This window comes from Paenibacillus sp. FSL R10-2796, assembly GCF_037965315.1.
GTDB lineage: Bacteria > Bacillota > Bacilli > Paenibacillales > Paenibacillaceae > Paenibacillus_AQ > Paenibacillus_AQ odorifer.
Map to the genome: position 1 here is coordinate 6,974,880 of NZ_CP150178.1, position 18,575 is coordinate 6,993,454.

14 protein-coding genes are annotated in these 18,575 nt (G+C 47.6%); 3 read left to right on the top strand and 11 right to left on the bottom strand.

Annotated elements, in window-relative coordinates:
- Positions 1 to 202 precede the first annotated feature (202 nt).
- The gene (locus tag NST58_RS31115) at positions 203 to 1,891 is read left to right on the top strand and encodes a PucR family transcriptional regulator (protein WP_076124031.1); all 1,689 of its coding nucleotides are present in this window, start codon (positions 203 to 205) and stop codon (positions 1,889 to 1,891) included.
- Here NST58_RS31115 and NST58_RS31120 read toward each other — a convergent pair.
- The 6 genes from NST58_RS31120 to NST58_RS31145 form a co-directional block, all read right to left on the bottom strand.
- Complete coding sequence (locus NST58_RS31120) at positions 1,866 to 3,224, bottom strand: aspartate aminotransferase family protein (protein ID WP_339245365.1); 1,359 nt, start codon at positions 3,222 to 3,224, stop codon at positions 1,866 to 1,868. The two genes, NST58_RS31115 and NST58_RS31120, sit on opposite strands and share 26 nt — an antisense overlap.
- Positions 3,225 to 3,254: 30 nt before the next feature.
- Positions 3,255 to 4,718: a CoA-acylating methylmalonate-semialdehyde dehydrogenase gene (locus NST58_RS31125; protein ID WP_339245368.1), complete on the bottom strand. Its 1,464-nt coding sequence runs from the start codon at positions 4,716 to 4,718 to the stop codon at positions 3,255 to 3,257.
- A 104-nt stretch (positions 4,719 to 4,822) separates the two neighbouring features.
- Positions 4,823 to 5,923, bottom strand: coding sequence for an ABC transporter substrate-binding protein (locus NST58_RS31130; RefSeq protein ID WP_339245371.1), 1,101 nt, complete (start codon positions 5,921 to 5,923; stop codon positions 4,823 to 4,825).
- 136 nt (positions 5,924 to 6,059) lie between these two features.
- On the bottom strand, positions 6,060 to 6,977 hold the full coding sequence (locus tag NST58_RS31135) for an ABC transporter permease (RefSeq protein WP_081391780.1): 918 nt from the start codon (positions 6,975 to 6,977) through the stop codon (positions 6,060 to 6,062).
- Positions 6,977 to 7,789 carry an ABC transporter permease gene (locus tag NST58_RS31140; protein WP_339245375.1) on the bottom strand — a complete coding sequence of 271 codons (813 nt, stop codon included), beginning with the start codon at positions 7,787 to 7,789 and terminating at the stop codon, positions 6,977 to 6,979. The genes NST58_RS31135 and NST58_RS31140 overlap by 1 nt, the downstream gene beginning before the upstream one ends.
- A 2-nt stretch (positions 7,790 to 7,791) precedes the next feature.
- Positions 7,792 to 8,574, bottom strand: coding sequence for an ABC transporter ATP-binding protein (locus tag NST58_RS31145; protein ID WP_036682061.1), 783 nt, complete (start codon positions 8,572 to 8,574; stop codon positions 7,792 to 7,794).
- Between the two features lie 283 nt (positions 8,575 to 8,857).
- On the opposite strand from NST58_RS31145, the gene NST58_RS31150 reads away from it, so the two are divergent.
- Positions 8,858 to 10,450, top strand: a complete 1,593-nt coding sequence (locus NST58_RS31150; RefSeq protein WP_076124039.1) for a histidine kinase N-terminal 7TM domain-containing protein — start codon at positions 8,858 to 8,860, stop codon at positions 10,448 to 10,450.
- A 141-nt stretch (positions 10,451 to 10,591) separates the two neighbouring features.
- Complete coding sequence (locus NST58_RS31155) at positions 10,592 to 12,064, top strand: alpha-amylase (protein ID WP_076191713.1); 1,473 nt, start codon at positions 10,592 to 10,594, stop codon at positions 12,062 to 12,064.
- Between the two features lie 48 nt (positions 12,065 to 12,112).
- Here NST58_RS31155 and mprF read toward each other — a convergent pair whose 3' ends face one another.
- From mprF to NST58_RS31180, 5 genes are all read right to left on the bottom strand, one after another.
- Positions 12,113 to 14,779, bottom strand: a complete 2,667-nt coding sequence (gene mprF, locus NST58_RS31160) for a bifunctional lysylphosphatidylglycerol flippase/synthetase MprF (protein ID WP_339245378.1) — start codon at positions 14,777 to 14,779, stop codon at positions 12,113 to 12,115.
- A gap of 367 nt (positions 14,780 to 15,146) precedes the next feature.
- Complete coding sequence (locus tag NST58_RS31165; protein WP_076099710.1) at positions 15,147 to 15,497, bottom strand: FlxA-like family protein; 351 nt, start codon at positions 15,495 to 15,497, stop codon at positions 15,147 to 15,149.
- Between the two features lie 115 nt (positions 15,498 to 15,612).
- Positions 15,613 to 16,836 carry a multidrug effflux MFS transporter gene (locus NST58_RS31170; protein WP_339245381.1) on the bottom strand — a complete coding sequence of 408 codons (1,224 nt, stop codon included), beginning with the start codon at positions 16,834 to 16,836 and terminating at the stop codon, positions 15,613 to 15,615.
- A 163-nt stretch (positions 16,837 to 16,999) separates the two neighbouring features.
- Positions 17,000 to 17,620: an alpha/beta hydrolase gene (locus tag NST58_RS31175; RefSeq protein ID WP_339245383.1), complete on the bottom strand. Its 621-nt coding sequence runs from the start codon at positions 17,618 to 17,620 to the stop codon at positions 17,000 to 17,002.
- Positions 17,617 to 18,567 (bottom strand): ring-cleaving dioxygenase, encoded by a 951-nt coding sequence (locus NST58_RS31180; RefSeq protein WP_076305812.1) that lies wholly within the window; start codon positions 18,565 to 18,567, stop codon positions 17,617 to 17,619. Before NST58_RS31180 ends, NST58_RS31175 begins: the two co-directional genes overlap by 4 nt.
- Positions 18,568 to 18,575: the final 8 nt, after the last annotated feature.

Consider the following 18,575-nt stretch of genomic DNA (forward strand, 5'->3'; position numbering starts at 1 on the left):
TAACAGAAATTATCTCTCAACGTTCTTCCTGATTAGGTTATATATACTGACATCCGTTAATCAAACTATAGTCATTTCGAATTTTCGTTGCATTAGACACTTTGTCTAATTTCAAAACTGTATTTTTTACGTGTGAGAATAGGCTGAGAATAACAAGGCGTTAGCCGAAGGCCAGAGCGCAGAAGATCGAGGGGGAGTACCTATGGATTGGGAGCTTGTATTAACCATTCGTGACGCTTTAAAAAGACCACTATTCGCAGAAGCCGAGGTGATCGGCGGGAAAAGCGGCCTAAGCCGTGCCATTCGCTGGGTGCATGTGCTGGAAAGTGCCAACTTCGAGACTCTGATTCATGGCGAAGAAATGATTTTGACTACGGGGATTGGTGCAAGTGTCGATCTCCCTTCCTCCTTGGAGTTTATGCAGAACCTGATCGACAAAAATGCAGCTTGCCTATGTATTGAGTTAGGTACGTATTTCAGTACCATCCCGCAAGAGATGATCGACTTAGCCGACAGGCATGACTTTCCGCTAATCATTTTCACCCGCACGGTTCGTTTCGTAGATATCACGTTGGATCTTCACTCGATTATCATCAACCGGCATCACCGGATGCTCCAAGAACTTGAAAAAATCTCACGTGAATTCCACCGCCTGACCTTAACTTCACAAGGAACGCTGAAAGTGCTGCAATTATTGTGCAAAAGTACCCGCACACAAATTGTCTATATGCAGCTGCAAGGCAAACCCTTATTTTTTCCGGCACTTCCGCCGGAAGAGCAGGCTCCATTGCTGAATTTTTTCACCGCCTTCGGCGACGAGCTGGAAGGAATTCAACCTGACGCCGCCCCCTATATCCGGGAATATGGACAGAAGACCATCGCGCTCAAGCCTGTAGGTGCGCTGGATCAGACCTGGGCTTACATTCTGATGGTATGCAATCACAAACCACAGGAGTTCGACTGTCTGCTGCTGGATTCCGCCTCTTTGTCCATTGCACAAGAGCTGCTGCGGACGCGGTATATGGAGGAGCGTAAGCTTTTTTCAGAAAATCTATGGGTCGACGAGCTGATCAATGGCCGCATCGAAGATGATAACCGCTTAAAGGGCCTGATCGGCTCCAATTTCAACGTGGTCAACGAGCTCCCTTACCGTGTATGCCTTATAGAGATCAAGAACCCCAGAGATGTAAAATGGAACAGCTCAGAGAACGAATGGGAGTCCATCACCTTCCACCTTTCGCTCATCCTGCGTTCCATCTTTGAGAAATATTCTTTACGTCCACTGATCACCCTTAAGAACAATCGCCTCACCGTCATCGCCCTTGACATCCAATCGAAAATGCCTGGAAAAATGCGACTTCAACAAGCACTTGAAGCCCTGCAGAACATCCGCTCCGATGAGAAGCTCAAGGATTTGCAGCTCGTCATTGGAGTCAGCAAATCGCATAAGCGCCTAAAACGAGCCTATTCCGGTTATCAGGAAGCCCTACAGGCATTGTCGTTATACTCCTGTTACCAGAAGTCACTACTCTTCTATGAAGAGCTGGGTGTATTCCAGCTGCTGTTGAGCTTAAACGACGGAAAAACGTTGCAGAACTTCATTCGCAGTTATCTCGGCCCGCTAATCGACCATGACCAAACCAAAGGCAGCGAGCTGCTGCTTACCCTTCGTGTTTATCTGGATCATGATGGTTCCAAACAAATTGCCGCTCGAAACTTATTCATTGTCAGACAGTCCCTTTATTATCGCCTGGACAAAATAACAGAGCTACTGGGTGAAGACTTCATGCAGCCAGAGAATCGGATCTCCATTCAAGTCGCCCTGCGCGCTTACCAATTTCTATATCCAGACAAAATCACTTTACCTAGCCCCCGTTCAGCACAGATTTAAAAGTATCGATAATAAATTCTATATCTTCATCCGTGGAGGACAACGGCGGGGCGAAGGTAAGCACATTGTTGAACCCAGCTACGGTATCGCCATTTTTACCGATGATAAGCCCCTTGGACTTACATTCGGCAATAATCCCCTTCACAATATTCAGATCTACCGGTTTCTTACCGACCTTGTCTTCAACCAGCTCAATCCCTGTCACCAAACCAAAGCTGCGGACATCACCTACAAGCTTGTGATCAAGCAGCTCAGTAAATTCTGTATTTATTCTTTTACCTAAAAGATCCGCACGTTCCACCAGCTTCTCCTGCTCGATAATTTCCAGATTACGCAGCGCCAGCGCACAGGAAGCAGGGTTACCACCAAAAGTATTCACATGGCGAAAATGCCCATAATCATCGCTATTGTCCTTAAATACCTCATAGATATCCTTTCGAACAGCAGTGGCAGATAGAGGAAGATAAGCGCTAGTCAGTCCTTTAGCCATCGTTACGATGTCAGGCTTCACATTAAAGTTGTGATGACCAAACTTACGTCCAGAACGTCCGAATCCACAAATCACCTCATCCATAATGAGCAACACACCGTGCTTACGGCAGATTTCCTGCACCCGATCCAAATAAACCTGATGCGGTACAATGACGCCACCACCCGTAATTACAGGCTCCATAATCACCGCAGCTACCGTCTCCACGCCTTCCCAGATGATCATATCCTCTATGGACTGTGCACACTGGAGGTTGAATTCTTCCACAGTCATCCCGGCCGGGCGGCGATAGCTGTCCGGGGGAGCTACATGCAGAAAACCACCCGCCAACGGTTCATATTTATATTTGCGCTGGGCCTGGCCCGTTGCAGATAATGCCCCAAGTGAACTGCCATGGTACCCACGATAACGGGCAATGAATTTATGGCGATAATGCTGGCCGATTTGCTGCTGGTACTGGCGGGCCATTTTGAAAGCAGCCTCATTGGCTTCCGATCCACTATTGGAAAAAAAGATCACATAATCGTCTCCGAGCCACTCATTCAGCTTCTCCGCCAGCGCAATCGCCGGGAGATGACTTTGTGTCAGAGGAAAATATGGCAGGGTCAGCAATTGATTGTAAGCAGCTTCCGCCAGCTCCTTGCGCCCGTATCCCACATTTACACACCACAGGCCAGACATCCCGTCCAAAAATCGATTGCCCTGTATATCTGTAATCCACGACCCACTTGCCGAGGCGGCAATCATAGGCGGGTTCTTTTCACTATAAGGCGTAATGTTGTGCCATAAATATTCCTGATCCTTCTTCACCGCAAGCTCACTATCATTCCCCAGACTCTGCATAACATTTTCTCCTCTCAGCAGCTATTTTCTCTAATAACGGGCAGTGATCATCTTTTTACGCGTATAGAACTCCACCCCATCACGCCCATTGGCATGCAGGTCTCCATAGAACGATTTCTTATAACCCGAGAAGGGGAAAAATGCCATGGGGGCAGGCACACCCAGATTCACACCCAACATCCCTGCATCAATTTCTTCCCGAAATTCACGGATCGCCTTTGCGCTATCTGTATAAATACACGCCCCATTCGCGAATGGGGATTGATTCGTTACCGCAATCGCTTCACTCAGACTTTTTACACGAATCACAGACAATACCGGCGCAAAAATTTCATCCTTCCAGAGGGTCATTCCCGGCTGTACATGATCAAATATCGTCGGCCCGATAAAATAACCCGCACCACCCGTAGCCGCATCCTTCCGCCCATCTCTCACAAGCTTGGCTGCCTCAGCTTCACCAGTCTCAATGTAATAAAGCGTCCGCTCCTTATTCGACTGGCGAATTACCGGACCCAAAAACACCCCATCATCCGCGCCATTACCAATTTTAAGCTCATCCGCAGCCGCAGCCAGACGGTTCACTAGCTCGTCAGCGATATCCTCATGAACCACTACGACCGAGCAAGCCATACACCGCTCACCTGCCGAACCAAAGGAAGCCGCAATGATATTTTTGACCGCATTGTCCAGCTCCGCATCAGGCAGCACAATCGAGTGATTCTTGGCTCCAGCTAGCGCCTGCACCCGTTTTCCCTGCGCTGTCCCTGTCTTATATACATATTCCGCAACCGGCTGCGAACCCACGAACGAAATCGCCTTCACTTCATCATGCTCCAGCAGCCCATTCACAACCTCGTGCGCCCCATGTATCACATTCAGTACACCTGGAGGAAAGCCCGCTTCGGCAAATAACTCTGCCAGTCGATTAACCAGCAGCGGCGTACGCTCAGAAGGCTTCAGCACAAAGGTATTTCCACAAGCGATGGCAAGCGGAAACATCCAACAAGGAACCATCATTGGAAAATTAAACGGGGCAATTCCCCCGATCACCCCCAATGGATAACGGTACATCCCGGATTCAATACCGGTAGCAATGTCCGGAAGCTGACTGCCCATCATCAACGTGGGGATGCCTGCGGCAAATTCCACACACTCAATTCCACGCTGCACCTCACCTTGCGCCTCTTCCAGACTTTTGCCATTCTCCAGCGTAATCAGCTCGGCCAGCTCATGCCAATGCTTTACCAGCAGCTGTTGATATTGAAAAAAATAGCGGGCACGACGCGGCACAGCGACCCTTTTCCACGCTTGAAATGCCGCCGCAGCCGCTTCTACCGCCGCACCCAGCTCTTCCTTACTAGAAATGGGCACATAAGTAATCACTTCACCCGTCGCCGGATTATAAACCTCTTCATCTCGCCCGGACGACGATTCTACCCAAGCTCCATTCACATAATTCTTAACTCTTTCAGCCTGCGTTACTAGGAGAGACATAGCTCGCACCCCTTTCTCTGTTTCAGTTGCACTGATGGACTGCTGATTATAATAGATGACCGCCAGATCAGGCGGCCATCCACTATAACATTAAGCTCAGTTAGTTATTTTGCCGCCATTTCTACGATTTCGTTCGTATAAGCCTCATCTACCTTAACCGGTTCTTTAATGACACCAAATTTAAGCGAAATATCAGCGGTTTGCTGGAACGCCGCCGCATCGGTATATCCCATCTTGGCACTGTCAAAGCCTTCAGGCAGAATCAGCTTGGCAACCTCAGTCATCATTATCAGCTGATGTTCCTTCGTCGTACTGCCGTCTTCCGCTTGTTTCATCACACTGTCCACGGCAGCTGCAGGATCAGCAATTGCATCTTTCCAGCCCTTCAGGGAGGCACGCACAAACTTTGCCGCAGTCTCTTTGTTCTCCGCAAGCCATTCCTTATTCGCGAACAAGTTATCCTCAAGCATTGCAACGCCTTCTGTATTCATGTCAATGACATTCAGATCCTCAGCCTTAATGCCTGACTCCAACACCACTTGGTACTCGTTATAAGTCATCGCTGAGGCCGCATCGATCTGATCGCCCAAGAACTGATCCATCGTGAACCCTTGCTTCGTAAAGCTTAGATCCTTATTCGGATCGAACTTATATTTATCGAATAACGCTAATAGTTCAAATTCGTTGCCACCCATCCAGTTGCCGACTTTTTTACCCTTAAGATCAGCGGCTGAATTAATGCCAGCAGTTTTTTTGGAGACCAGGACCAATCCGCTCTTTTGATAGATTTGCGCGATCTGCACCAGCGGCATTCCCTCTTCAAGACTCGGCAGCAAGCTGGCTACCCAACCCACACCGATATCTGCGGAGCCACCTGCCACTTGCTGTTCCGGAACGATATCAGGCCCACCCGGCAGAATTTCTACATCCAAGCCTTCTTCCTTGTAATATCCTTTATCCTGCGCCACAAAATACCCAGCGAATTGCGCCTGCGGCACCCATTTCAGCTGTAGCTTCACTGTAACTGGATCAGCAGCCGGTTCAGTAGCAGCACTTGCTTCAGGAGCTGCTGAAGCTTCAGGGGCAGTCGTAGCTTCAGCTGCCGAGTTATTATTGTTGCCACCGCAACCCGCCATTAAAGAAACACTCAACATCATCACGATTGCCAACAAACCACCACGAAATTTGCGTTTTTTCCCGTTCATCAATCGAACTCCCCCTATCGTAATTTAAGTTTGTAACAAGCACAGTATGGACAATCATCGTGGTGCGTTTATGCATACAGCCGTGGGCGGTTTCTCTTTTCCATTCCCACTATGGCCGGATGTAATGAGGGTAAGATTAAGTACGCTGCGAAGGATGCCACTTAATGAATACTTTCTCCAGCCGCTCAACCACTAAATAGAAGAGCACGCCTGCAATCGCAGCCAACACAATACAGGACCAACCCAGTGGCATTTTGGCAACTTTAATGGAATTGGAGAGCAGATATCCAAGCCCTTTTGAGGAGAAAAAGAATTCCCCAACAATGGCACCAATCATACTGGCAGTAGCATTAATCTTGAGTGCTGTAAATACATAGGGCAGACTGCTCTGAATCCGCAGATAACGGAATACCGCCGGTTTACCCGCCGCATAAGAATGCATCAGATCCAGCGCCAATGGATCAATCGCCGCCATACCTTTATAGGCGTTGATCGCCATCGCTGCCATTGTAGTTGCGGTTACTATGGCAATTCGTGAGCCTATCCCATCTCCAAACCACAGATTCATGATGGGCGCGAGGGCGACGATAGGCACAGCATTTAGGGCGGCAACCAGCGTCAAGCTTCCACTCCCCCAGCGCGGCCAAGCTGTCGCGACTAAAGCGATCAGGAAGCCGATAGCAGAACCAGCCAACATTCCCAGCACAGCTTCAGCAAGAGTGTATCCGGTATAGGACAGCAACAAGCTGAAATTATCTCGCATGGTTTCGGCGATGGCTGTAGGCAGCGGGAGTTGATATTTTTTCAGATCAAAGATCTTATGAAAAAATTGAAATTCCCATAGTGCAAGAAATAACAGACCTGCCAGTACAGGCAGCAGCACCCCTGCGCTAAATATCCTCTTCAGCATTCGTGAGCCGCCGCGACTCGCCGTAGCTTCCGCAGGTTTCGGAACGGCTACAGCATTCTTTGGTGTAGCCGTTAGCGCCGGCTGAGCCATTTCTTTACCAGTAGAGCCTATAAACGTGGTCTCCCGAACGGAGTTAGTTTCCATTAGCGGCTGCCTCCTTTCGGACGAAATTCAGGCTGCCAAGGCGTTACCAGGCGTTCTATCAGACTGATTAACCAGTAGCTTACGATTCCCAGCAAGGCACCCACAATCACCGTAGACCAGAACATATAGGTGTGAGAGCTTCCATAATAGAGATTGCGCAGCATAATTACACCAATGCCATGCTGGGCACCCATAAGCTCCACCAGAATAGCTCCAGTCACAGCAAGTGGGGCAGCTATCTTAAGCCCACCGAACAAACCCGGCAAAGCCGCCGGAAATCTGAGTTTCCAATAGACCGCCCAAGGTTTCGCCGCGTAAGAATGCATCAATTCGAGCGCTGATGGATCTACACTCCGCAAGCCGCGCAGCATGTTCAGAGCCACCGGGAAAAAGGTGATATATCCCGAAATAATAATCCGTGAGGTCTGTTCATCGCGCACAATCCCGTAGATGATGGGTGCCAACCCCAGAATCGGAATCATCTGCGAGGCAATAGCATAAGGAAAAGTTAATTGCTCTATTGTCTTCGACAAGCTCATCAGCACCGCCAATGAGGCACCAGCTACCGCTCCAATCAGGAAGCCAACACCAGCATTACCGAAGGTCGCAGCCCCCTCCTTCAAGAGCGTGCCTCCATACTGCCATAAGGTAGCTAACACCTCATGAACATATGGCAGCTTGGACTGTGCTAACGGCGTCTCCACCACATGGAGCAGCATCCAGGAAGTCCCTTCCCAGACTAGCAGCAGGCCAAAAATCCAGACGAACAACGGCAGCAGACGACCTCGCACAAAGATACTGCCCCCTTTCATCACTACACCCCTTCGAAGCTGTCGCGAATACGTGCGATCAGTTCGAAAAACTCTGGGCTATTTCTCATTTCCGCCGTTCGCGGACGTGGCAGAGGAATTTCGACCACAGCGGACAAGCGACCTGGATGCGGGGAAAGAACAAACACCCGGTCAGAGAGGAATATAGATTCAGGAATACTATGAGTTACAAAAACAATTGTGTTCTGCACTTTACTCCAGACAGACAATAACTCTTCATTCAATCGCTCACGCGTAAATTCATCCAGTGCAGAGAACGGCTCATCCATGAGCAGAATTTCCGGCTCCATCGATAGTGCTCTAGCAATCGCTACACGCTGCTGCATCCCGCCGCTGAGCTGCCACGGATATTTATCCGCAAAGCTCTGCAGCCCCACCAGATCAAGAAGCTCCATCGCCTTTTCCTCACGGATTGACTTCTTTACCCCCATCAGCTCCAGTGGCAATGTGATGTTATGCTTCACTTTCCGCCAGTCGTATAACACTGGACTTTGAAAAACAATGCCATATTTTTGCGCCAGCCTGGCTTCTCTGGCACTTTTCCCAGCTACCACAATGTTCCCGCCTGTTGGTGCTATGAGATCGGCCATCAGTCTAAGCAGCGTCGTTTTGCCACATCCGGAAGGTCCGAGCAGGGAGACGAACTCCCCTTTTGCAATATCAAGACTCACCTGATGCAGGGCAAGCACTTCCGCAGCTTCTGTCCGATAACGCATTTCAACATTTTCCAGCTGAATCTCAGGAATATTTGTCGCTAGTGATGACATCCTCAGCCCCCCCCTTTTCAAAATAAGCCATGTTTATAATGTTATATAAACTGACGCTATTTAGATAAAATAAAGAAAACTTCTGTTGCATGTAGTATTAACTAACATGTTACACGCTGCTCACTGGACTCTCACTAGACAATTAGTAAAATAGCTCCTGTTAAATTGCGTCATTTTGTCTAGGAGACATTTTTTTGACCACAAACCCGAAGTATTTTTTTTATATCCGCAGATATGTGGTAATATTTATCCATATCTTTCCTCGGTAGGTGACAATAGACCCATGGGATCTATAATCTCGAATTATATTGTAATTGTTGCTATATCAGGTGTGCTGAGTGTATTACTAGCCCTTTTCGCCTATTATAAAAAAACTGATTTCTTAGGAATCAGGGCTTTTGTTATAAGCTCCTTTACCTCTGCTATTTACACCTTCGGTTTCGCATTAGAATTATCGGGGAAAACTCTGGAGGAAATCAGCTTCTGGATTAAGTTAGAATATCTGGGGATGCCCTTTATTGCCCCGGCTAGTCTAATCATGGTGATCCATTTCGTTGGGCTGGAGACGCTGTTTAAAAAAGGCATACGGGCGGCGTTATTTATCATTCCATTCATTACAACGCTGCTGGTCTGGACCAATGATTACCATCATCTCTTCTATAAATCCATTTATTTACGGGAAAATACGCCCACCCCACTCGTTGATGTTGTGATGGGACCTTGGTATATCGTTCACGGCAGCTTTACTTTCGGCTGTCTGCTGGCAGCCATTTGCCTCATGATATGGCAGTGGAACCGGATGAAAAGGGTATACCGCAGGCAGATCATCACAATAATAATCGGGTTAAGCCTTCCAACCCTCGGCGCTTTTTTGTATCTGATAGGCTTGACTCCTTACGGAATGGATCCCGTCCCGATCATTATGAGCCTAACCTCCTCCCTATATATTTGGGCTATTTTATCCCGGGGCATGTTAACGGCTGCACCTATTGCTCGTGAGAATCTGTTCGAGAGCATGCGGGAGGGAGTGCTTGTCACCGACCGCTCGGACATGCTCGTCGATTACAATCGTGCAGCCGCGGATATGATAGAGGGGCTCAACTCCTCATCGATTGGCAAACCGCTAGCACAATTGTTTCTTAACGCAGGCAAAGATGCCTTGTCCTATGTGATGGATGCCGAGCCACTGTTGCGCGAAGAACGGGAAGTGGCTTGGAACAAAGCAGAGGAGATCTGCTATTATCAAATCCGCTCCTCTCCGGTACAGAAACAAGAAGGGCACATAGCAGGACAGATGATCATGCTGATTGACGTGACTGAACGAATACTGCTTCAGGAGAAGCTGCGTCAATTGGCTACGATGGACAGCCTAACGGGTATCTATAACCGCTCCTATTTTTTGGAGCTGAGTCAAGCATTGCTTGCCCGGGCTGCCAGCCTGCGAAGCTCATTATCTATGATTTTGCTGGATGTGGACTTCTTCAAGAGCATTAATGACCGCTATGGGCATCAATATGGAGATCAAGCTCTACAGCATATTGTCCAGGTGTGCAGCAGACATCTGCGGGAGGGAGATCTCTTTGGCCGTTATGGTGGTGAGGAATTTGTGATCTGTCTGCCAGAGACGTCACTGAAGCAAGCAGCATTGCTCTGCGAAACTATCCGCGCGGATATTGAACAAAGCACCTTATATACCGTCATCGGGCCCATTAATGTGACCGCAAGCTTTGGAGTTGTGGAGGCCCTAAATCCAGAGGCCACTCTAGAAGAACTGCTATCTGAAGCCGACCATGCTCTGTATAGCTCCAAACGGAATGGACGCAACGCTGTGCATCTCTCCCAAAGGTCAGAAATCATTCTTTTCAAGCCTGTTTAATGACAATCATGTCCCTTCCTGCGCATTCAACAACTGGCCTTATTTTTCATAGTCTGTTTTTAAGTTTAATAAGAGTTATCTGAAAAACTAATCAGAGTGTTGAGAGTAAAATTTGCTTGATGGGATATGGAGGCGTAAGAAATAATGAGGAACCATACAATGATGCAGTTTTTTGAATGGCATGTTGCTGCGGACGGGAAACACTGGGATCGCTTAAAAGAAACTGCACCCGCGCTAAAAGCCGTAGGCATTGATTCTGTTTGGGTACCTCCTGTGACAAAGGCCGTCTCCGCTGACGATACAGGCTATGGCGTGTATGATCTATACGATCTGGGCGAATATGACCAAAAAGGTACGGTACGCACCAAATATGGCACCAAACAAGCACTGATCAACGCAATTTCGGAATGTCAAAAGAATGGCATCGCCGTTTACGTTGATTTGGTGATGAATCATAAGGCTGGCGCGGATGAAAAGGAAGTATTCCAAGTCATCGAGGTCGACCCCAATGATCGGATGAAAGAAATTTCGAAACCTTTCGAGATTGAGGGCTGGACAAAATTCACCTTCCCTGGCCGCGGGAATGAACACTCTGCCTTTAAGTGGAATCACAATCATTTTAACGGCACTGACTTTGACGCCAAAGAAGAGCGAACCGGCGTATTCCGTATAGTAGGCGAGAATAAAGCGTGGAATCAGAATGTTGACGACGAGTTCGGAAACTATGATTATCTAATGTTCGCTAATATTGATTACAGCCATCCGGAAGTCAAAAAAGAAATGATCCAATGGGGAAAATGGCTGGTGGATACCCTCCACTGCAGCGGCTTCCGCTTGGACGCCATCAAACATATCAACCATGAGTTTGTTAAAGAATTCGCGGTAGAGATGTTTAATAAATGCGAGAAGGATTTCTATATCGTCGGTGAATTCTGGAATTCCGACTTAGAGTCCTGTCGACAATTTCTGAATACCGTCGATTATAAAATTGACCTCTTCGATGTATCCCTTCACTACAAGCTGCATTCAGCTTCTTTGGAGGGCAGAAACTATGATCTGACCAAAATTCTTGATGACACACTGGTGCAGACCCATCCCACCAATGCTGTAACCTTCGTTGACAATCATGATTCTCAGCCTCACGAAGCCCTGGAATCCTGGGTAGATGATTGGTTCAAGCAAAGTGCTTACGCGCTTATCCTGCTGCGACGGGATGGATATCCTGTGGTCTTTTACGGGGATTATTATGGGATCGAAGGACCAACACCTGTAGCAGGTAAAAAAGATGCGATTGACCCTCTGCTGTATACCCGCTATCACAAAGCTTATGGTGAACAGAAGGATTATTTCGATCATCCTAACACGATTGGCTGGACACGGCTCGGCGTGGAGGATATTGAACACTCCGGTTGTGCGGTTGTGATCAGTAATGGTGAGAATGGCCAGAAGAGAATGTTCGTAGGAGAACATCGCGCCGGTGAAGCATGGGTGGATTTCACCCATAACCATAAAGCCACCATAACCATTGAAAAAGATGGTTGGGCGACCTTCCCGGTCAATGGCGGCAGCGTCTCCGTCTGGGCTTTGCCAGATGCAGAAGCTGACAAGAAGTAAACCTGATTAAAAAGGTGCCCAACGCCGTTTGGCGTTGGGCACCTTTTTTTAGTTATTCGTTTTATGCTCCGGATGGCGGGATACAAGCCTCACCAGATCCAGCGTTAAGACGGGTAATGTTAGGGACGCTGGATAAGCCAAGTAACGCGGCTCCCACTCTGGATTGAACTTTTCCTTGTAACGACGCAATCTGGCAAAACCGTAACCATGCCCATGCCCACCTCTATTAAACACTTGATGAGCCAGCTTCTCCTCCTTCAGAGCTCCGGGGTCCTGACCCCCACTGGATGATAGAGGAGTGTTGCCTAGATTAAATCGCCGATACCCCTTGGACTTCGCCCATTCCAGCATACAAACCAATAAATAATCTACCGTCCCGTTTGGCACATTCTTCCGCTGGCGCAACAAATCTACGGACAGGGTCAATCCTTGATCATACCCTGGGGCAATAGAAGCAAATGCCAGTATTGTACCTTTGGTGTTCCGCAGCACCACAATGGGAGCCCGTTGCAGATACTCGACCTTAAACCACCCTAACGAATAACCCTTTTCCGCTCGGCCATTCAACCACTCGTCCGAAATCGTTCGCAGTTCTCTCAGCAAACTATCAGCATGCGGCGCTTCTGTAATTTCAACAATCATGCCTTCCCGTTCAAAACGATCGCTTACCCTTTGCAGATCACCATTCTTCAGATCACTGAGTGCAAAGTTATCAAGGCTTATCACTGCCTCTTCACCCTGCTTAAAAAAGCGATAGCCCTGCTCCTGATAGACCGATAAAAAAGCAGGTGAAGCTTGATAGAAAACTACAACCAGACCATACTGATCTGCAGCTTGTCTAAATTCACTGATGGCTTCACTTATTAAGCTTCTCTCTCCCAGCGGATCACCCAGCACAACGAGTTTATCCCTAACTCTGGCGAAAGCGAGCAGCACTTTATCGTTCTGAGCCCAGAAGAAGCCCTTATCACCCAAAAACAACGTATGAGTTAAGGTATTGCCTCGAACTCCATCTAGATAATGTTTCAGCTTAGCTACATCCAAGGTCCCGAACAGCTCGTTCTCCTTATGATGGGGCCTGAGGTTTACCCACATTATGAGCAGTACCCAAGACAAGACCAATCCTCCCACTGCCGTAAATGCAACATGACTATATCGCTGCAACCATTCAGGCTGTACTCCCGGAGGCAGATGCTTCAGAAATCCACGATGTACATAACAGCCCATCAGATAGTAGCTTAGTGCAATTACTGAAGTGAGGGCAAACCACCGGATCGCGCTCTGTCTGCTGATTGGCGCACTAATCCGATAAAACCGCGATCTGGATATCCAAAGAATAAGCGCTACTATAAGTAGCAAAAGCGCCTCTTCATAATCAAAACCCTTAGTGACTGCAAACAATGATCCAATAAACAGAAGTATGCTAGTCCATACATATGCACTATGGACCCGCAATGTAATGCCCCGCGACAATAAAATCAGCATAAAACCAATAAGTACAGACAGATGATGAGAAAGCTGCATTACCGGAAACGGCAATATTTCCTCCGTAATCTTCAACCTATACAGCAATCCGGGTACTGCTGCAGATAGTAAGAGAATAAGCCCGCTAGCTAGTACCAGCTTACCAAGAGCCCACATCCCAAGATCGCTCAGAAAGGTATACTGACCCGGCCAGCCCCAGATCTTCTGCCATTTGTTAAGAGAGGGTTCGAACCCTGGAACTGAACGATCTTGATCCTTTTTTCCTTGCAGACCAATTTCCAGTGCAGCCAGCACCAATCCAATCAACCAAGGAATGACATAATAAAACAATCGAAAGATGACAAGCACCGCCATCGCCTTATCGGTCTGGTAGCCAAGCTGTGTCAGCCCGAGCAAGGCGATAAGGTCAAATGCACCGATACCGCCGGGTGCCATACTCAAGATTCCGGCAATAGCAGCAATCGTAAATATACCAAAGATAGCTATAAAATGGACCTCATCCAAGAGATGGCTGCTGATGGTCCAAAACGTCACGCCAGCAAAGCTCCATTCCAGAAAGGAAGCACCGACGGAGTTAACGACTGTAAGCCAGGATGTTCTGCCTTTTCCCCGGTTAATCCATTTCGCATAAAGCGATGAGCGCTGCACAAACACAAAAACCGGCAAATAAAGCGCCATACCCCATACTGCAAATACCAGCCAGCGATGTTCTTCCAGCAAAGCCGTTGCCGGGAGTAAACCAAAGATATTCGCCCATGAAAGTAGTGATAACCCGGTAATCATAAGCGGCGAAAGAAATACAATGGCGGGTGTTAGCACGGAGGTCGGCACTCCGCTTTTTTTATACAGCAGCGTCCTTAAACCAACTCCAGCCAGACCTGCAAACCCAATCAAGTTATTAAATGTATTAGCAATCCATGCATACCGAAAGGTACTCCACAGCCCTACTTTTAAACGAAAATGTGCCCGAATCAAATAATCATAAGCACTCATCACAGCTACGGAAAGAAGTGAAAAACCAATCATTTGCAAAATAGCAGACGTAGGTACTCGCCTTAGTTCACGCATTATAAGTCCTAAATGAACCTGCTTCAGCTCATGTTGCCCCTCCCAGTATACGAACGCTATGATAGCCACTGGAAAAAGAGCTCTGACCGCCCGGATCCGATAGATAGATAAGATCAGTCTTACAATTTTGAATCTTTCTAATGTCTGTTGCTTTGAATGCATGAGCCCACCTGCCTTTACCGCTGACACACGTTGTGCTAGACAATTTTTACAACTAGTCCATTATAGCAATTCTTGGAATAGAAGACCCGTGATAATCAACACCTACTCTATTAGACTGCCAGCAAATCCCTGACCCCTGCAACAGTTAAAGATTTTTTGGGAAATGAGGATAAGCATAGTTAATATATTACGAAGCTGGACAGATCAATATGACGGAACTTTATTTTAGGGGTATCTTTCTAGTATTGGCCAACAATGTGATAAAAGAACATTTAAATTGTAGTCTAAACTTAAAAATACATAACAAAAAGGACATCCCTCACGGCAAAGGATGCCCTTTTTGTTATGTAACACGACTTAGTATGGTTTATACACGAATATCAAATCTGCCTTGGCTATTCGTTGTTGCGGTAGCGATTTCTTGCGGGCTTGCCGCAGCAAGCGCGTTGTTTGCAGGTTTGGCAGGTGCTTCTGCACTACTGCTTGCAGCGGAAGCACTGCTCTGCGACTTCTGGGAAATTTGTGCCTCGATTTGCTTGATCTGCTGCTCAATTTGTTTCGTTTTCGTTTCTTTGGTCTTCGCGTCATCCGAGCTGGCATCAATCTTGTCCAATTCGGCTTCCAGCTTCGCTTTTTGTTTCTCGAGCGCGCTGGTATCTGTAGTACTAGACGTCGAGGTAGTATACGATGTAGAACCTGAGACTGCGGATATACTCATAATCATCCCTCCCTTCCTTACCTCCAATATAATCCTTTTGCAGATAAGGAACGTTAAAACCCGCTGAAAGTTTGCTGAAAGTATTGCTCTCTTTCAAGGTTATAAGGATAAGCTGTCAATAATTGGAATTATCCCGTTTGACCAACAGAAGATAAGACAGAATAGAGAGAACACCCGTACAGGCAATCACAATCGCCATTGGAAGGGCTGAATCTACGCCTCCAAGACCCACAAGCGGTGCTACACAGCTACCAAGCAGCAACGGGATCAGCCCTATCAAAGCCGAAGCGCTGCCTGCGGCTTCTCCTTGGTCCTGCATTGCAAGTGAGAAGCTGGTTGCGCCGACAATCCCCACACTGGAGACAACAGCGAACAGACAGATTAGAATAGGGATCAGCCCTCCCCCTATCAGGATCGTAAGCAGCAGCAAGACGCCCCCCATTGTACAGAGCAGCAACCCGCTAAGCAGTAGCTTCGTCTCACTCACCTTACCAGCAAGTCTGCCGGCAATTTGACCTGTAATAATAATCCCAATCCCGTTCACAGCAAAGATCAAGCTATATACCTGCGGAGTAACCGCAAAAATATTTTGCAAAACAAAAGATGACCCAGAGATATAAGCGAACATAGACGCTGTAACAAAACCTTGGGACAAGGCATAACCCATAAACTTGCGGTTGCCAAGTAACACCTTAAAGGTAAGCAAAGTACCCTTCAACCCACTCTTGGAGCGCCGCTCCTTCGGCAATGTCTCAGGCAAGCGCAGGAGAATCGTCAAGCAAAAAATAATTCCGGCAGCAAATAATACGAGGAATATCCCCTGCCATGTAGTCACTCTTAAGAGCTGGCCTCCAATGACTGGAGCCAAAATCGGACCCAGACCATTAACAATCATCAATAAAGAGAAAAATTTCGTTAGTTCAGAGCCACTGTACAGATCACGCACAGCCGCCCTAGAGACAACTACACCCACTGAACCAGCAAGACCTTGAATAAACCGCAAAACAATTAAAAGTCCAATCGAAGGACTAAAAGCACATAGCACTGAGGAAACGGCATAGATGAACATCCCTATAAGCAGTGGACGGCGACGTCCATATACATCACTCAGTGGTCCAGCTACTAACTGACCCGAGGCCAGTCCCAATAAAAAGAAGGTGAGACTTAGCTGCACCAAAGCAGCTGTCGTACCGAAATCGTCGACAAGTGTAGGCAGTGCTGGCAAATACATGTCAATCGACAACGGCCCAATGGTTGTAATGGAGCCCAGAATAACAGCAAGTTGCAATCTCTGCTTCCTTGAGGGTCCATCTACAGCAAGTTTATTAGCATTTTGCATTCCAATCATGATCCTTACGTCAACCTTTCTAAAGCAACCCGGGGGCCTTTTTTGTATTCTTCATACTAACGTAAAGGAACTCAAATGATCAATCCTTTTATAAGGCCTCATTCGGGGCTAATAACTTAAAAATAACCGCCAAAAGGCGGTTATCCTAATTGTTTTATGCATTTTGAGATGTGCTAAACCCCTGTAGCCAATCTTTGGCAGCTTCGGCTTCCGCCATACTCAAGCGGTGACCTTGATTGCCCCAATGGGTTGTAACCTCAGCGCCTGCTTTCTGCAGAATCCCCTCTAGCTCCTGAGTTTCCGTAGATGTTATTAGCGGATCATTCGTACCTGCCCCAATAAAGATAGACACCCCTCCTAGAGAAGGAAGCTCCACATTGCGTAATGGCACCATCGGATGCAACAGCACTGCCGCGCGGAAAATGTCCTTATAATGAAACAGAAGGCTACCAGCAATGTTTGCACCGTTAGAGTAACCAACCGCTACCAGATTATTGGCATCAAACCCGTATTTCTCTGCCGCCTCATCCAGAAACTGCTTAATCTCATGGGTACGGAAAACTAAGTCCGCTTCATCGAACACTCCTTCTGCCAGCCGACGGAAGAATCGTGGCATGCCATTCTCCAGCACATTGCCCCGTATACCTAGCACCGATGAATCTGGGGATAACATCTCAGCCAGCGGCAGCAAATCCTGCTCATTACCACCTGTGCCATGAAACAACACTAATGTAGGTTTAGTTATATCTTTACCTTTACGGAATACATGAATCATCCCTGCTTCACCTCAATTTCTCTTACTTGAATAGGCGTTAAGTTTTCTTCGATGGCCGCGCGATGCGGCTCAAACCAGGACGGCAGCATCAACTTTTCACCCAACGCATCTGGGGCTTCATCACGGGCAAAACCTGGAGGATCTGTAGCGATTTCGAACAGGATTCCTCCTCTTTCACGGAAATAGATCGCATTAAAATACTGACGGTCTTGAACGGGTGTAGGTCTATGCCCATGACTCTGTACATGGCGCGACCATTCCAGTTGCTCTGCATTATCCTTTGCCCGCCACGCGATGTGATGAACTGTCCCTGCACCTCCCGCTCCAAGCGGAACGGGTGATGTCTTCAAATCAATAATATTACCTAGCTCCCCATTGGTTCTATAGCGAGTATATCCATCTCCGTCAGCAATATGTTCCATACCCAGCGTATGAACAAGTGTCTCGGCTGTTTGCAACGGATTGCTGCTATACAGCACAGCCCCGCCAAAACCTTTGATCGCGTATTTAGTAGGAATCCCACCAAAGGACCACTTACTGAGCGGGCCTTCCTCACGTTCCACCAGTTCAATCCGCAGACCGTCGTAATCGGCAAAAGATAAATAGGGTTCCGAGATCCGACTTCCTTTTGTAACCGAAATTCCGTATTCAGCAAGGCGTTGTTCCCAGAATTGCAGAGCACCGACCGGCACTGCGTAGATCGTTACGCCAACTTGACCACTGCCTATTCTGCCTCTACGCCCTACAGGCGAAGGGAAAAATGTAATAATCGTTCCCGGCGAACCCTGCTCATTCCCAAAGTATAAATGATAGACCTCTGGAGCATCAAAATTAATCGTTTTTTTCACGAGCCGTAGGCCCAGAATCCCGGCGTAGAAATCAACATTGCGCTGAGCGTCTCCGACAAAAGCTGTAATATGATGTATTCCTGCAGTTTGAAGTGTCATTATTATAA

What these genes read in the sequence shown, in the direction of transcription:
- NST58_RS31115 (WP_076124031.1), top strand. Translation starts at nt 203, where the DNA reads ATGGATTGGGAGCTTGTATTAACCATTCGTGACGCTTTAAAAAGACCA.
- NST58_RS31120 (WP_339245365.1), bottom strand. Translation starts at nt 3,224, where the DNA reads ATGCAGAGTCTGGGGAATGATAGTGAGCTTGCGGTGAAGAAGGATCAG.
- NST58_RS31125 (WP_339245368.1), bottom strand. Translation starts at nt 4,718, where the DNA reads ATGTCTCTCCTAGTAACGCAGGCTGAAAGAGTTAAGAATTATGTGAAT.
- NST58_RS31130 (WP_339245371.1), bottom strand. Translation starts at nt 5,923, where the DNA reads ATGAACGGGAAAAAACGCAAATTTCGTGGTGGTTTGTTGGCAATCGTG.
- NST58_RS31135 (WP_081391780.1), bottom strand. Translation starts at nt 6,977, where the DNA reads ATGGAAACTAACTCCGTTCGGGAGACCACGTTTATAGGCTCTACTGGT.
- NST58_RS31140 (WP_339245375.1), bottom strand. Translation starts at nt 7,789, where the DNA reads ATGAAAGGGGGCAGTATCTTTGTGCGAGGTCGTCTGCTGCCGTTGTTC.
- NST58_RS31145 (WP_036682061.1), bottom strand. Translation starts at nt 8,574, where the DNA reads ATGTCATCACTAGCGACAAATATTCCTGAGATTCAGCTGGAAAATGTT.
- NST58_RS31150 (WP_076124039.1), top strand. Translation starts at nt 8,858, where the DNA reads ATGGGATCTATAATCTCGAATTATATTGTAATTGTTGCTATATCAGGT.
- mprF (WP_339245378.1), bottom strand. Translation starts at nt 14,779, where the DNA reads ATGCATTCAAAGCAACAGACATTAGAAAGATTCAAAATTGTAAGACTG.
- NST58_RS31165 (WP_076099710.1), bottom strand. Translation starts at nt 15,497, where the DNA reads ATGAGTATATCCGCAGTCTCAGGTTCTACATCGTATACTACCTCGACG.
- NST58_RS31170 (WP_339245381.1), bottom strand. Translation starts at nt 16,836, where the DNA reads ATGCAAAATGCTAATAAACTTGCTGTAGATGGACCCTCAAGGAAGCAG.
- NST58_RS31175 (WP_339245383.1), bottom strand. Translation starts at nt 17,620, where the DNA reads ATGATTCATGTATTCCGTAAAGGTAAAGATATAACTAAACCTACATTA.
- NST58_RS31180 (WP_076305812.1), bottom strand. Translation starts at nt 18,567, where the DNA reads ATGACACTTCAAACTGCAGGAATACATCATATTACAGCTTTTGTCGGA.